The following is a 14,104-nucleotide window of genomic DNA, read 5'->3' on the forward strand; positions in this document are numbered from 1 at the left end:
GGGACACCGCCGTTCACCTCGCGCGGGCGGTCGTCGCCGCTGGGGCATCGATCGAGGTGGTGGCCGGGTCGATGGCGCCGGAATGGATCGCATCGGCCATCGCCTGCAGCTGGCGGTGCCAGTCGCGGGGGTCGATCACCACGCATCGCAGCCGAGCGGTGGCCACGAGCACCGGCAGCCGCCCGGCCGCGGCGAGGCCCGCCAGACGACGTTGGACGGACGCGGGCACCATCGCGCTGCCGCGCTCGGTCTCGACTCGCAAGAACGATCCCCCGCCCGTCCCGTCTCGGGGTGCGTCTTGGCGCGGCCACCCGAGGGCGAACTCCTCCCCCATCGCCTGCGACAGCGCGTCTCGGAGCCGCGTCCACGGCGAGCTGGCGACGATCTCGGACGGGTCGACGTCCTCTCCTGTCTCGCGTACCGGGGCGGACGATGCGGGGGGCGCAGCTGCCGGGGCCGCCGGGCGCTCCGGAGCTGTGGGCGCGGGCCCGTCACCCGGAGCCTCTGCGCCGCCAGTGCTGGCCGGGACTGTGATCGGCTCGAAGTCCTCTTCGTCTTCACCCAGGTCGCCCCCGCTGTCGGGGTCGGTCGCCGGCGGACGGTACCCGTGTGCGGGCCCGGGGTCGGCGATGCCGTCGGAGAGCATCCGGCCCACCGCCAGCTCCGGATCCCCTTCCGCGTCACGGTCGGGGTCGTCGACCTCCATGTACTCCAGGCCGGACAAGAAGATCGATTGCTCGATGCTGGTCTGGATGCTCGACTCCCCGGTGGCCTCATCGATGACGTCGCGCTCCACCTCGCGCAGCCGCGCCCGGCCACGGATCTCGACGAGATCGCCGACCTCCGGCATCCCGATCTCCTTGAGGTCTGCGTGGACCCCGGCGAAGCCCACGCACCCGATCGAGGTGTGGGCGTTCTCCAGCTCCAGCGTGACCATCCAGGAGCCCTTGCGGGTCAGCCGCTCGCTGAACGCCGAGACCACCCCGCCGGTGTGGACCCGGGCCCCGTCCTGCTCAGGCAGGCGGTGCAGGCCCCGCGGAGGTTTCGCGGCCGCGTCATCGTCCGGGCCCGGCCGGTACAGGGCGGCGATCTGGGGCGAGAGGGTCTTGGTGGGGTGGGTTCCGGTCACTGCGAGGATCACCCCGCGCTGCCGCGCTGCCTTCTCCAGCACCGAGTACTCCATGGCCGGGATCCGCACCTCGGGGTCTTTCGATACGGCGCGGGAGGCGATCACGTGCCCGAGGCGGTATCCGCCGAAGGAGTCGAATGCTCCGGCCTGTGCCAGCGCGGCCAGCTGGGCGCTGGTGACGGACTTGCGCTTGCCGCCTGCAGTGGTGGCGGGCACGACCACTCGGGTGGCGACATCTGCCATCGAGGCGAACGAACCACCTTGGGCGCGCTCGGCGACGATCTCGGAGGCGATCGAGCCGACGCCCTTGATCTCCCCGAGCCCGATCCACACCTTCCCGTCGCGTGCGACGGTGTGCTCATCGGAGGCGTTGATGTCCGGGGCCATCACCTCGATGCCTTCGGCGCGCAGAGAGCGAATGGTCGCCACCCGCAGGTGGGCCTTGTCCGTGCCGGAGCCGGTGAACCGCAGCACGGCGGCACCGAACTCGGCCGGCCAGTTCGCCTTGAGGTAGGCCGTCTGGTAGGCGATCACCCCGTACGCCGCGGTGTGCGATTTATTGAACGAGTAGCGGCCCGAGCCCTCGAAAGCGGTCCACAGCCGCTCAGCGGTGATCTCCGAGAAGGCAGGAACCACAGTGGCACCGTCCTCGCCGACGCCCTCGGTCTGTGCCCCGGCGACGAAATCGGCCTTCAGCGAGTCGATCAGGTCCTGCTTCTTCTTGGAGATCGCACGGCGGAGGTTGTTGGCTTGGGCGGCGTCGAACTTCCCGACAATCTTGCCCAGGCGCATCATCTGCTCCTGGAACAGGATCACGCCCTGGGACTGGTCCAGCACCGAGGCGATGACCTCCTGCTCGGCCGGGTCACGGGTCAACGAGTCGTACGCGACGCCCTGGTGGCCGCCGGCGCGCTGGGCCCATTCGGTGTGCATCCCGGCGCTCATGGGGCCGGGACGGTAGGCGGCGATCAGCGCGGAGAGGTCATCCAGCGACTGCGGATTCGCGGTGGTCAGCAGCTCCCGCATGCCCTCGGATTCCAGCTGGAAGATCCCGGTCGAATCACCTCGGGCCAGCAGCTGCCAGGTCGCCTCCGCCCGCGGCCCGTCCAGCTGGGGCCGGGTCAGGTCGAAATCGATCCCCTCGTCCCCGTCCAGCTCGGCGAGGGCGTTGCGGTGGGCGGCGTGGGCGATGTCGAGGTTGCGCAGACCGAGCACGTCCATCTTCAGCAGCCCGAAGTCAGCGATCGCCGGGCCGTCCCACTCGGTGACCCACTCGCCGTGGTCCAGCCGCATCGGCACCAGCGGCATCAGGTTCTCGTCGGCGACGACGATGCCGCAGGCGTGCTTGCCGGGGCTGACGACCACGCCTTCGAGGATCGCAGCGAACTGCGCCATCGTGCGGACCTGCTCATCGACACTGTCGAGGTGGTCGCGCAACGCTTGGCCCGCGGCGTGCCTGTCTCTCACGGCGACGGCGTCCTTCGCGCTCATCGCAGAGGTGTCGGGGGCGTCCGGATCCAGCAGCAGGGCCAGGTCCTCGCAGTCGGCGGGCAGGGTCTTCTTGACCTCGGCCACAGCGGTCACGGGGATCTCGAGGTAGCGTCCGGCGCTGTCGAGGGCGCGCTTGGTCTGGTTGGTTCCATGCATGCCCAGGCGGCACACGTTGTCGTGGCCGTAGCGCACCGACAGGTACTCGATCACCTCGTCGCGGCGCTCCCGCTCGAAGTCCACGTCGATGTCGGGCATCTCGGTGCGTTCCAGGTCCAGGAATCGCTCGAACAGCAGCCCGTTCTCCAGCGGGTCGACGCCGACGATCGACAGTGCGTAGGAGACCGCCGAGCCGGGGGCGGATCCGCGCCCCGGTCCCACGCTGATCGGCTGCTTGCGCTCCCGCTGGTCAGGGATCTCGCCGGTGTCGTGGCGGGCCACCCAGTCGGTGGCGGTCCAGTCGGAGCGGGCCCATTCGATCAGGTCGGCGACCAGCAGGAAGTAGTCCATCACGCCCAGGCGGCAAATGATCGACAGCTCGAACTTGATCCGCGAGGTGACCTCGACCGGCAGGTCGGTACCCCACCGGGTCTTCGCGCCTTCGTGGACACGGTGCATGAAGTAGGAGAACGTGGCCGCATCGGTGCCGGGCGCGGCGGTCTGCGGCACCGGGTAGGCCTTGACCGTGCCCGCCTCGAGCCGGTCGGTGAACTCCGCGGGGATCGGGAAGTGCGGCACCCGCAGGCGCGGCTCGGGGAACAGATCGGTCTCGATCCGTTCCGCGATGCGGACGGTCTCGTCACATCCGCGCTGCCACATCTCGTCCTCGGGCCTCACGGCCCGCATCTGCTCGCCGGTGCGGAAAAACTGCCCTGACCCGGCGAACCGGTAGCGGTTCTCGCTGGAGACCGTGCGTTTTTGCCCCAGTGCCATGTGCGCCTCGTGGACGGCCTGGTCGTCGCTGGAGACGTAGTGGGAATCGTTGGCCACCACGACCGGCAGGTCGTTGTCGCGGGCGATGTCGTACAGGCCTGCCAGTGCCCGCTCCTGGGCGGCCTGGCCGTGGTCGGCGAGCTCGACATACACGTTGTCGCGGCCGACCGCAGCGATCAGGGCATCGAGGTTGTCCTGGGCGCGGGCCTGCTCAGCCGCATCCACGCCGGGGTTCTCGCCGGTGATGCGCGACAGCGGCCCGGCGACCGGTCCGCCGACGCAGCCGGTCAGCACGATCAGCCCGTCGCCGTAGCGGGTAAGCAGGTCGTAGTCGATCAGCGGGTGGGTTCCGGACTTGGTCTCCTGGGAGACGTTGGACATCTCGATCAGGTTGTCCAGGCCGGTGGCAGTGGCCGCGAGGATCGTCAGGTGCTCGTACTTCTTCGTCTTGGTCCGAGCCGTGGTCCCGTTCGACGAGGACCCGTCGGCGTCGAGGTCGTCGGAGTCGGCGCCCACCTCGATGGTGCCCGGATCGTGGCGGGTGCCGGCCACGACGATGTATGCCTCCATGCCCGGGATCGGCTTGACTCCCCCGACGGCCTGGCAGGCGGACCGCAGGGCGGCGAGGGAGGCGAGTCGGCCGTGGTCGGTGATCGCCACTGCCCCTTGGCCGTCCGCGGATGCCGCGGCCACGAGACGCTGAACGGAGGACAGCCCGTCGAAGTCGCTGTACTCCGAGTGGGTGTGGAGGTGGACGAACCCAGCGCTGCTCACCAAGGCCCCTTTCCGCGAGACGTACCCGTGCCAGGAGGGAAGTGGGCGGCGCATCGCCCTCACGGGACACAGGCCGCTCCGGGCCGTCGTCCCGCAGCTTTTGCGGCGCCTCGAGCTGGCATCACCCCTCCGCGTCGCCCGCGTTATCGCAGGTCAGACCAGGAAATCCAACATATCCAACGCAGCGCCAACACGCAGGGTTCGGTAAACGTCCAGGTCAGAGCACGAAATCCAACATATCCCCCATCGCGCCCCGCGATTGGATACACGTAGGGGATCTCGGAGATATCCCCTCTATACACACACATCTCAATCTCCATAAGAGAGATAGTTATAGATGTTGGATATGTAGGATTTTGGTCAGTGACCTGCGGGTTCATGGGGTGCGCCAGGGGCGCGCACTGTTGTCACTCAGCCCCAGAAACCCAGCCTGACCTGCGCGAACGACCGGGTTCGCTATGTTGGATATCCGGCCTCACAGGCGGCTCCTGATCGCGCTACCGGGCTCCTTCGCATATGGGATGGGTGTACGAGCACTCGAGCCTGGAGGACCCCGATGCACACCCGACGAGCCCGCTACCTGCTCCAGCCCGGAGAGAGCCCCACCCTGCCCGAGCGGACCGTGCCGCAGGTGCTGCGGATCGGCATGGCCCGCGACATGCTCGGCCTCGCTGACGAACGGATCATCACCTCCCCCGCGGTCTCCTTCCCGCTGCCGCGCTACCTCGACGGTGCCCCGCTGCGCGGAGCCCCCGACGTGCGCCCGGACGCACTGCGATACCCGTTCATGTGGCTGCCCGAGCCGCTGCGCGAACGGCTCGAGGTCGACACCGGAGACGAGACCCCCACCATCGAGTCCGACGACGCCTGGGCCCTGCGGGTCGCCTTCGAGATGTGGGGGTCCGGGCTGTACGACATCGACACCGGCGGATGGCTGGACGTGCTGGCGCTGTACGACCTCGACGCCGACGAACCCGCCACGCAGCAGCGCATCCGCGCCTGGTGGGACGGCGGCCCCGACGCCGACCTCGATGCCATCGACCTCACCGGCGTATTCGTGCCCGAGACCGCGGAAGACTCCGACTGGGCTTCCATCGCAGCCCTGGCCCTGGTCGAATCGTTCGACAAGGCGTCCATGGCGCTATCCGCGGTAGACACCGTGGCGCTGTGCGAACTGGTCGCCGACGGGGACCTGGCCGCCCTGGGTACCTCCGACCCGGCCCGAGCAGTCAGCTCCCTGCTGGCCGTCGCCCGCACCCGATTCATCTCCCAGCCCGAGGTGTCCGCACTGCTGGCCCACCTGCAGCGCCGAGCCGACCGTCCCGGCGCCGACGGGCCGCGCCTGATCACCGAGATCATCCCGCAGGTCTCCGAGATCGCCCAGGGGCTGTGGCTGACCTACGAGCCGGTCCTGTCCGAGGTAATCGCCAGCTTCGAGCCCGACGAGGTCGCGAAGGATGACGCATGAGCCCGGCCGCCCATGTCCAGCGCACCCGCCACAAGGTGCCCGGATTCGACCCGCACAACGACGCCCACGTCACCGCGGTCGAGACGAAGATCAGCGAAGCCGCCGGGGCCGGGTTCCGCGTGGTCGGGTTCGACCCCGACAGCGAGTTGGTCACCCTCGAGCGCACCCGGGCCGTGACCGAGGTCGCCGCCGAGGAGGGCACCACCCGGCTGATCGCCAGCCTGCGCACCGGCGCGAAGCCCTCCGACGGAGACCGGGAGGCCACCCGGCTGGAGAACCAGCACCCCGGGTACACCATGACCCGCTTCGAGCCGCACCTGAACAATGCCGTGCTCGAACAGCTCGACGAAGACGTGGTCCGTTGCCGCGGGGCCGTAGCCAACGTCTTGTCAGTCAAGCCGTGGCTCGTCCAGGCGGCGGCCCGCCCGGACGGAGGGTTCGTGCTCGGCCTGCCGTCGAAGTACATGCCCTCCAAGCACGACGAGAAGCTCACCGAGGTCGCCGAGAGCGTCGTCGGCGCCCCCGGCTGGTACGTCGACATCGACCCCAAGTCGCTGCGGGCCCAGATCATCCCCGCCGAGCCGCCCACTTTCGACGCGATGATCCCGTTCCCCTTCGACCGGTCCATCCCCGAGTTCACGTCCCCCGCCGACACCGCTTGGACCCGCATCCCGCTGGGACGCGCCCTGGGCCGCCCTGGCGAGAAGAGCGGTCCCGAGTACTGCCTGGACCTCGCCAGCGCCTCCCACACACTGCTGCAGGGCCTGCCGATGTCCGGCAAGTCCGTGAACATCAACGCCTTCGCCTACTGGATGATCAACGCCGGCGCCGAGCTCGCGATCGTCGACACCCCCGACAAGGGCGTGGACTTCGAGTGGATCAAGCCGTACCTGCGCGACGGCGGCTGGGGGTGCGAGTCCTACCAGGCGATGGTCGCCACCTGCTCGATGGTCTACGCCGAGGGGAAGCGCCGCGCCGCCGTGCTGAAGAAGCGCGGGATCAACAACTGGTTCGACTTAACCGACGATCCCTCGTTCCGGCCGCTGGTGCTGATCGCCGACGAGTACACCGGGCTGATGACCGAAGAGCGGGTCCCCAAGGCGCTGCCGAAGGACCACCCGATGCGGGTCGAGGCCGAGGAGACCAACGGCTACAAGGACATGATCGCCACGTTCATCCAGAAGATCGCTCTGGAGATGCGGTTCGTCGGCGTGCACGTGTTCGTCTCCACCCAGCTGGGCAACACCCGCACCGGGGTGTCGACGGCGCTGAAGGCCGCCTGCGGCAACCGGTTCCTGATGGGCCCGAACGCCTCCGACAACCAGCGGTCCAACGCGTTCTCCGCCCCCGATGCGGTCGCCGAGGTGCCCGACAACGTCGCCACCACCGCGGGAGTGTCCAAGGGCGTCGGCGTGTCCGAGACCGAGGGGCAGCCCTCGCAGGTGTTCAAGGGCTACTTCGCCACCCCAGCCGAGTTCGCCGCTCACCTCGGCCAGGCCACGCGGCTGCGGCGGACCACTCGGCCGGAGCCCACCCGAGCCGAGATCGCCGAGCACACCGGCATGGACGACCTCGACCACGGATCCGGTCAGCTCCCCGACGACGATCCCTGGAACGGGCGGCGGGCCCCGAAGGCCGACTCGGACCGGGTCTACGCCGACGACGGAACTGAGCTGCGCGGCGCCGCGGCGGCGGCACGGGCCGCGAAGAACACCACCTGACCCTCACTGCCGGGCAACCCCGCCCACTTCCACGGGGTGCAGGGTGTAGGGCACTCCTGCCAGGCGGGGAGCGGTTCTCGGCGACTGCTCCCCGCCTGTCTCGTCCGATCCGGGATTCCCCGCCCACTTGTCGCAGTGCCCTACCACCCACCCGACAAGGAAGCACTCATGAGCATCCCCAACACGGACCAGACAGAGCCGGGAGAGGGGGCCTTCTCCATCCGCATCGGCGACCGCGACGTGGCCGCGGACCGCAACGATGAGCTGCTGGCCGCCGTCATCGGACCCCAGTACCTCGACGAGCAGGACCCCGAGGTGCTGTTCCTGATGCGGCTGGAACAGGCGATCATCATCGCCACTGCCGTGCAGGAATCGATCGTCGCCGCCGCCGTCGACGCCGGCGATCTCGACGAGACCACCGACGAGGTCACCTGGACGACGCTGCTGGCCGAACGGGAGACCGCCCACCCCGGGGTGCGCTGGCAGCACAAGGTGCCGCTGGTCCTGGTGACCAGCCTGTTCGCCCCGTACACCGACCGGGACCAGCCCATCGGAAACATCGCCTGGGTCGACCCCATCGACGAGATCGCCATGCTGGACTCGCTGCAGGGGCTGGGCATCATCGAAGTGCTCGAGCACGACGATCTGGTGATGGCCTGATGCCGACCGCGATGCTCAACGGGACGATGCCCCACCGGGCGGTGACCACCGAGAACCCCGAAAGGGTCGTGCCGCTAGCACCGCGGGTGGTCGAGTACCTGTGCGGCCAGTGCGAACTGATCACCACCGCGCGACTCCACACGCAGGCCCCGATCCCGCAGCTGTGGCCATGCCGCCGCTGCCGCACCGGCGCTGAATGCACCATCGAACCCGACGAGTCCGCCGAGCTGATCGGGGTGCTGGCGGCCTCGAAGGTCCCGCCGCGAAAGTCCCACTGGGACCACTTGCGCGAACGCCGCACCGATGCCGAGCTCGAAGCCCTGCTCACCAAACGCCTGGACCTGCTGCGCTCCGGCAGGCTGCATGCCGGTCCCACCCGCAGCTGAGTCGTCCCATCAGGGCGGGTCCCCGCCCACTTGCCGCAGCGAGACCGGAGATCCCGGGCGTCTGGAGGACGAACATCATGATGGGCGGGCACCACGCGATCAGTGGGGCGGCGGCCTGGCTGGCTCTGACCGGGTCCGCCAGCATCGGCGATTGGACCCTGGGGGCCGGGGCGCTGGACCTGACCGGACCGGAGGTGCTGGCCGGGACAGTGGTCGCGGCTGGCGCGGCGCTGCTGCCGGACATCGATCATCCGACCGCGACCATCTCCCGCTCCGCCGGCGCCGTCTCGAAGCTGGCCACGTCCGCGGTCACTTCCGCCACCGGTCATCGCGGCGCCACCCACACTCTGCTGGCCGTGGTCGCCTTCACCCTGCTCGGTGCGGTGGTCACCGGTGTGGACTGGAGCTGGCACGCGCCGGTGCTCGGCCAGGTCCAGGTCGGGGCGGTGATCGTGGTGACCGTGCTGTGCGCCTTCGCGGTGCGCGCGATGCAGCTCGCCCACGGCTCCCTGATGCCCTGGCTGGTGGGGATCGCCTGCGGACTGCTGACCGCTGTCGCCGCCCCGGAGACCTCTGCCTGGCTGCCGGTGGCGATCGGACTGGGGGCGCTGCTGCACCTGTTCGGCGACCTCGCCACCGCGGACGGCATCCCCTTCCCCACCTGGCCCCTGGTGCTGAAGCCCTCCAAGCGCGTCGAGTCGGCAATGTGGCACGCCGACGGGGACATCGCCGTGCCGATCCTCGGCAACGCCGGAAGCACCCGCGAATGGGTCCTGTGCGGCGCGTTGACCCTGTACGTCGTCGTGGCGATCACCACGACGATCCTTCCCTGACCCGGCGCCACTGCGGCGGTCCGTCCCGCCGGAGGCCCGCTTCGCCCACTGTCCCGCCGAGACCCCTAACTGCTGGAGGAGAACGAGCTCATGGCTTCCCTGATCGAGTCCGTCCGCAAGCTGCACGGTCCCCACGTCGTCGCCCATGACAACGGCTACGACGTCGACGTCATTTGCTCCGAATGCACCCGCCTGCGGCTGGAGGCCCTGGACCAGGCCGCCGGGGTCGGGGAGGACCTGTCCTACAGCGTCGAGAGCATCCGCGTTTCCTACCCGTGCACCACTCAAGTCGTCGCCGGCACCACCGCCGTCGAGGGGAAGGAAGAGGCCGCCCGCATGCGGCTCGAGCGTTTGGTCATCCAGCGTCAAGAGATCGAGGAGCAGATGGAGCGGCTCGATGCCGTGATCACGCTGATCCGCCGCGACCTCGGCGAAGATCTCGACCAGGACGTCCCGGAACCGGACGACGACCCCAAACATGAGCCGGAGCCGGGTGACGCTGGCGACAACCAGAACGACGAGGACGAGCAGCCCGACCCGGCCAAGCGCAGCAAGAAAGCGAAGGCCAAGGAACCCGACGAGCCGGACCGCGAGCCGGGGAAGACGCCGCCACAGACCACAGACCCGGGCGACGATTTCGATTTCTGAGCCGTAGCATCGGCTCTTCGTCAGCACGCTCGTGTAAGTGTCCTCGGTCAATGGTCCGAAACCACGGCCACCGCCGGCCTACGCTGTTGCCCTCAGCGGCGCCCCAGGAGACGTCTACCTCGGCCCTGGACCAGGCTCCCTACTTGTGGTCCATGCCGCGCACACCCGTGCGCACCGTCGTCGAACCGGTCGAGCAAAGCTGTAGTTCCACTACTCGTCGTCACCCCACTGCTCGTACCCCAACGGGGCTTCGTTCAACTCGTCCCGGCGTGCCCTCCAGTCTGGAAGGATGGAGTCGAGCAGAGCCACGAACCCGTCACCGTGCCCGCGCTCACGCAGGTGCGCCAGCTCGTGCACGACGATGTACTCGAGACTGCGTGGATCCTTCTTCGCCAGCTCCGGGTTGAGCCAAATCGTGCCTGACCTCGTGATACACGTACCCCACTTGGTCCTCATCCGCCGTACGACGAATTTGGAAGCTTCGACTCCGAGCACCGGCTGCCACTTCTTGAGCAGTGCAGGTACACGTGCCTTCACTTCACGGCGGTACCAACGATCCAGCGCCCCGAACCTCCCCGCTGCGCCGGTGCCAGGCGGAGTGATCACCCAGAGCGTGTTCCCTGTGATCTCGACTCCGTACGCACCACTGGACCTGGACACGTCCAGCAGGTACCTCTTGCCCCACACGTAGTGGGTCTCCCCCGAGACCATCTGTCGCTCAGTCTGCCTGTCTGCGTTCCGGAGCGTCTCCCGCTGGCGCTTGATCCACGGAAGACGCTGTACGACCGCGAGCCGGATCGCGTCCTCGGTCGTTCGGTGGGGCGCCGCGACACGCACCCTTCCGATCGGCGGGTAAACCGAAATGTGCATGTTCTTGATGTCCTTGAAAACGACATCCACGTCCAAGCCCGACACCGTGATGGAACTACTAGCGATACTCTTCATGATTCTTCAACATCTCGATGAAATTCCCGAGGGACCCGTCATCAACTCCTGGAAGCTCGCTGCGCAGCTCACGAGCCAGCGCCCGTTCTTTGAGTCGTGCGCCAGCACCGCCGTCAGCCCAGCCGTGGTCCTTGCTCGACTGGATCCGCTGATACAGAGCTGCGTGATCGACGGCTAGGTCCTCCGGCGACCATGGGAAGTCGACGATCGCCCGACGAGCAGGCGTGCTGGCCCACTCCGGGTAGACGCTGCCATCTGCAGAATCTCGAGAGCCAACCTTGTTCGTGAACTCGATGAGCTCATGAAGATACGTCGCGTAGTCCTCGGCGTCTTCCCGCTGCTTCTCGATGAGTGCGTCCAGGAGTTCAGACATATGGTCGTAGTAGCGCGGGTTCATCGCGTGCTCGTCAACAATGGTCTTGCGGACGTTGTTGATGATCGTCTCCGCGGTAGCCGTACCGCTGCTCCGGATACCGGCAGGAAGCGAATCGATGGCTTCCGATCCGCGCTCGACGATCAGCTGCACCAGGGTCTTCTCCAAATCGGCGACCTGATCTACTGGCCTGGCGTGGACGTAGGTGTCGAGAAGTTGGCGCATGCCGGCCTCGTACTGCTTCACGTCGATGTTCTCGCCCGCGCCGGCTTCGACCTCGCGCTTGACTGCCGTGTAGTGCTCGACCTCGTCCTTGATCGACGCCATCTCCGCGGCCGAGAACCCGACGGACTCCATGTCACTGGCAACCGCACCGAACGCGCGCACGAGACTGGCCACGGACTTGTAGAGGAGGACACGCCTGGGCTCGTTGTCCTTGATCTGCTCCGCATCACCGGGCGTCGTCGCGACGAAATAGCGCTGGTACTCAAGCGTGCCCTTCGGCGGTAAGACGGGCTCGCACAGGGCGCGGACAGCGTCGAGAGCGTCATCGAGGTCCGCACGATCCTGCTCATCGCGGTCACTGATCAGGCCATCGACATCATCATCGTCGTACTCCCCGAAGGCCTCGGACGTGTAGTCGGTCACCGTCTTGTCGAGAGACTTGAAGAGATCCCGGTAGTCGACGATGTACCCGTAGGACTTGTCGTCACCGTCGAGTCGGTTTACCCGGCAGATCGCCTGGAACAAGCCGTGGTCGCGCATATTCTTGTCGATGTACAAGTACGTCGCGCTCGGAGCATCGAAACCGGTCAAGAGCTTGTCGACGACGATCAAGAGTCGCATCTGACCGGGTTCATGGATGAACTTCTTCTTGACGTCGGCCTCGAAATCCTCGACGCGGTTGATCGCCTTGTCCGAATCCTCGCCGAAGTGGTCGGCGAGCATCTGCCGGTAGATCTCGTACTTGCGCAGCTCCTCGGTGTCCCCTTCGCCGGCATCCTCCTTGGCGATCGCGCTCGGGTTCGGCTTGTAGCTGGTCACGATGGCGATCTTGCCCTTGAAGCCGCTCTTCACGAACGCCTCGTAGAAGGTGCATGCCTGATAGACCGAGTCGCTGACGAGCATGGCATTGCCGTGCCCACTGACCAGTCGTGGCTGGGTCTCCATGTCCATGAGGATGTCCTGGACGATCTGCGCCGTGCGCGGTGCAGAGGAGAAGACCTTCTGCATCGTGCCCCACTTCTTCTTCAGCCGAGCCTTCGACAGATCCGTCAGATTACGAGTCTTCGCCTCGAACCACTTGTCCACCGCAGCGGACCCCTGCAGCTCTTGCTCCACCTTCCGTGCTTCGTACTTCAGGTCCAGTACGACACCGTCGCGGACGCCCTCGTCGAACTTGTAGGTGTGGATGAACGACCCGAAGGTCTCGATACTGGTCTTCTTGTCATCCTTCAGCAGCGGGGTGCCGGTGAAGCCGATGAACAACGCTCCCGGCAGGAGGTCCTTCATGATGCGATGCATCTTGCCGCTCTGGGTCCGGTGAGCTTCATCCACGAACACGAAGACGTTGCCCTTTGCCGTGAACCCGTCCGGGACCCGAGTCTTCAGATCCTTCGCGAAGTCCTCGGCGGCCTCGCCGCGAGCCGAGTCATCGCCACCTCGGAACTTGTGCACCAACGAACACATCAGCGGCGGGTTGGAGGTGTTGAGCATCGCAAGCATGTCAGCACCCGACTGCGTGCGGACGATCTTCTCCCCCACCCCGATGAAACCACCCTCGATCTGATCATCCAGTTCGGTACGATCGGTGATCATCAGGACTCGGGCGTCGCGCTGGGTCTCGAGGATCCACTTGGCCAGCCACACCATCGTCAGACTCTTGCCCGACCCCTGGGTGTGCCAGATGATGCCGCCTTCACGCCTGGCGATCCGCGCCTGGGAAACTTTGACCCCGAAGTACTGATTGTGGCGCGGGGCCTTCTTCACCCCTGCGTCGTAGACGATGAAGTCATGGATGAGCTCGAGGAATCGTTCCTTGGAGCACATCTGAGCAAGCGCCAGGTCGAGGTCGGCGTTCTCGCCGTCCTCCTTCCACCGCAACCAGTACTTCTCCTGAGTCTCGATGACCCCATAGCGGAGCCCCTCGACGTCGTTGCCCGCGAACAGGTACTGCACGGTGGTGAAGAACGGACGGACGAAGTCGTCCCGCTGATTGCCGATGTTCTGCCGGATACCGCTGGCGGCGCTCACGGTCGAACGCTTCAGCTCGATGACCGCTAGCGCGATGCCGTTGACGTAGAGCACGAGATCAGGACGCTTGGTGTGAACGCCGCGGACCGTGACCTCCTCGGCCACCACGAACTCGTTCTCCGCCGGCATCGCCCAGTCGATCAAGTGGACGGTCTGCGTGGTCTCCCCGACTTCGGTCTTGACCTTCGCACCGTACCGGAGGAGCTCGTAGACCTTGCGGTTCTGGTCGTAGAGCGAACTGCCACCGCTGAGTGCCGCAGCAGTAAGCAGCTGCTGGACCGCACGCGAGACCAGGGCCTCGTCGTAGCCACGGCCGAGCAGGGATGATCGTAGCCTTGTTTCGTCGACGTTCCAGTTGTCCTGATCCTTCAGGTTCCCGCCGTAGACGTACCCGAGCTGATCTCGGAACAGCTCAACGACACGGCGCTGCGTTTCTCGCTCTCTCTGACCAACCGTGCTCATGCTTCCTCCTCTACCGGCAAGCGGCTGCTGC

General features: G+C 67.0%; 9 protein-coding genes. 6 read left to right on the forward strand and 3 right to left on the reverse strand.

What is annotated here, in order from left to right:
• Positions 1–13 precede the first annotated feature (13 nt).
• A complete protein-coding gene (gene dnaE, locus CFK38_RS11450; RefSeq protein WP_172895790.1) occupies positions 14–4,324 on the reverse strand; it encodes a DNA polymerase III subunit alpha in 4,311 nt (1,436 codons plus the stop codon).
• 556 nt (positions 4,325–4,880) lie between these two features.
• Between dnaE and CFK38_RS11455 the strand changes: the two genes are divergently transcribed.
• The 6 genes from CFK38_RS11455 to CFK38_RS11480 all read left to right on the forward strand — a co-directional run bounded on the left by CFK38_RS11455 (position 4,881) and on the right by CFK38_RS11480 (position 10,040).
• Entirely contained in the window at positions 4,881–5,792 is a 912-nt protein-coding gene (locus tag CFK38_RS11455) for a hypothetical protein (RefSeq protein ID WP_096803186.1), read from the forward strand.
• Positions 5,789–7,513 (forward strand): hypothetical protein, encoded by a 1,725-nt coding sequence (locus tag CFK38_RS11460; protein WP_096803187.1) that lies wholly within the window; start codon positions 5,789–5,791, stop codon positions 7,511–7,513. The genes CFK38_RS11455 and CFK38_RS11460 overlap by 4 nt, the downstream gene beginning before the upstream one ends.
• Before the next feature lie 168 nt (positions 7,514–7,681).
• On the forward strand, positions 7,682–8,173 hold the full coding sequence (locus CFK38_RS11465; protein ID WP_096803188.1) for a hypothetical protein: 492 nt from the start codon (positions 7,682–7,684) through the stop codon (positions 8,171–8,173).
• On the forward strand, positions 8,173–8,559 hold the full coding sequence (locus CFK38_RS11470) for an RNA polymerase-binding protein RbpA (RefSeq protein ID WP_157773474.1): 387 nt from the start codon (positions 8,173–8,175) through the stop codon (positions 8,557–8,559). The genes CFK38_RS11465 and CFK38_RS11470 overlap by 1 nt, the downstream gene beginning before the upstream one ends.
• 77 nt (positions 8,560–8,636) lie before the next feature.
• Positions 8,637–9,392: a metal-dependent hydrolase gene (locus CFK38_RS11475; protein ID WP_096803189.1), complete on the forward strand. Its 756-nt coding sequence runs from the start codon at positions 8,637–8,639 to the stop codon at positions 9,390–9,392.
• Positions 9,393–9,482: 90 nt separating this feature from the next.
• Complete coding sequence (locus CFK38_RS11480; protein WP_096803190.1) at positions 9,483–10,040, forward strand: hypothetical protein; 558 nt, start codon at positions 9,483–9,485, stop codon at positions 10,038–10,040.
• A 210-nt stretch (positions 10,041–10,250) separates the two neighbouring features.
• Here CFK38_RS11480 and CFK38_RS11485 read toward each other — a convergent pair whose 3' ends face one another.
• A complete protein-coding gene (locus CFK38_RS11485; RefSeq protein ID WP_245851299.1) occupies positions 10,251–10,940 on the reverse strand; it encodes a M48 family metallopeptidase in 690 nt (229 codons plus the stop codon).
• Positions 10,941–10,968: 28 nt separating this feature from the next.
• Positions 10,969–14,073 carry a type I restriction endonuclease subunit R gene (locus CFK38_RS11490; RefSeq protein ID WP_096803192.1) on the reverse strand — a complete coding sequence of 1,035 codons (3,105 nt, stop codon included), beginning with the start codon at positions 14,071–14,073 and terminating at the stop codon, positions 10,969–10,971.
• Positions 14,074–14,104: the final 31 nt, after the last annotated feature.

The sequence above is a fragment of the Brachybacterium vulturis genome (genome assembly GCF_002407185.1).
Taxonomy (GTDB): Bacteria; Actinomycetota; Actinomycetes; order Actinomycetales; family Dermabacteraceae; genus Brachybacterium; species Brachybacterium vulturis.